Source organism: Vibrio sp. (assembly GCF_984391705.1).
Genome location: NZ_CFHWOM010000154.1, coordinates 1 through 1,545 on the forward strand (window position 1 = coordinate 1; position 1,545 = coordinate 1,545).

The 1,545-nt window shown below is 49.8% G+C and carries 1 protein-coding gene; it reads left to right on the plus strand.

Features of this window, described 5'->3' with window-relative positions; genetic code table 11:
- The coding region (locus AC4MRV_RS22085; protein WP_491189410.1) for a LysM peptidoglycan-binding domain-containing protein at positions 1-1,545 on the plus strand (1,545 nt) is incomplete at both ends.

Below are 1,545 nucleotides of genomic sequence, written 5' to 3' on the forward strand. Positions count from 1 at the left end.
CACTTCTGAGTTACAACGACCCAATTGGTCCTAAAACATGGCGCCTAAACTCTGAAGTTATCTCTGCATTTTCGGATGATGCGACTAAGGAATTGTTAGCAAAGACGAAAACCCCCAGAGCAACGGGAGGGTACAGTGCACGTATTGGAGACACCGCAACACTTGAGCGAGCTTATACGTCACAGCCAATCGCAACCGAGACGGAAGAGGAATTAACCAAAGAGTTTGAGTACAGCTTCGAAGTCGGCTGCTCGGATGCCACCATAAAGAAAATGGTGCGCTGTGACTTTACTTTAGCCAAAACTCAGAACGAAGGCGCGGTCACCCGTTGGGAGCAAGCCAATACCGAGCTAGGCACCCTTTATACGGCGTTAAGTGCCTTCGATGAACCAAGACGCTTAAACATCCATATTGCTGATGCCAATCTCGGGCTAACGCCATTAGAAGCCGTCACCTTACAAAAAGCCGGCAGCCATAAGGCTGTTGAGGGATTCATACCTGTCGTCCCAGCAGTGCGATTGGGCGAACGCCTAGGCTTGCCGACAGAAGGCTATTACTACCACTTTAATGATGGTGAACTGATCCAAGAATACAAAATTCTCGGGCAAGAGAAGTGGGCATTTTACGCTACGCAATCGACACAAGACACGCTCAATGACGAGCGCGGTTTTACCAAAGACCAAAGCGCTATATTGGTGTATTGGAAGTTGGCCAACCAAGAACTTAAGAACCAATACATCATTTATCTTGAGCGCCAAATCACACGAGAAGAGCTCGATAATCTCAGCGAAGATTGGCTGAGTGAAAACGGAATAAAGTTGGATGTTCCTGCACTGTTTGATGCAGCCAAACAGCCGGAAGAAGCGCGCGAAGAAGATAACAACGATGAGACGGAAGCCCAACAAACCGAGGCGACGCACAATGTAGCGGCGGGCGAAACCTGGCAAAGCATCGCTGAGCTGTATGGTATGGGAGCGAAAGCCTTGCTCTCGCTTAACCCGGCCTATGACGCCGATCCTTTATCACTTTCGGCAGGTGATGAAATTGTTGTTGCTGAAGCACAGCATCAACAAGCACCGGACAAAAAGGACACCTTTCCGCCACTGCGCCCACAAACTTACAACAACATCCGCAACAGTCATTATCAGCACAGCGACGCATTACTTTGGCTAACCACCCATAGAGCCATCAACGCTGCCGATTTTGTAGAGAGCGATGTCGCCATCCTTAACTTAAAAGACGCCACAAGCTCGCTCGTGTTCGCTAAATCCTGCACCAGGCCAGAAGGGTGTATTGAAATTGGTGACCAACAAGAGTCAATCAGTAACTTCGGGCCTTGGTCATTCCTCATTGCGCAAGCGAATGCGACCCCAGCAGCTGTCATCCCCGCCATTCAAGCAACACAAGCACAGATGGCCATAGGCAGTTCCGCAGCTGTCGCCGGTTCACCAGAACAAACGCAACAAACCCAAACTGCGGCGATGCAGTTAGATAAACTGGCCGGCACATTGAAAGACAAAATCGTTGAGGGCTACCGCTGGCAAG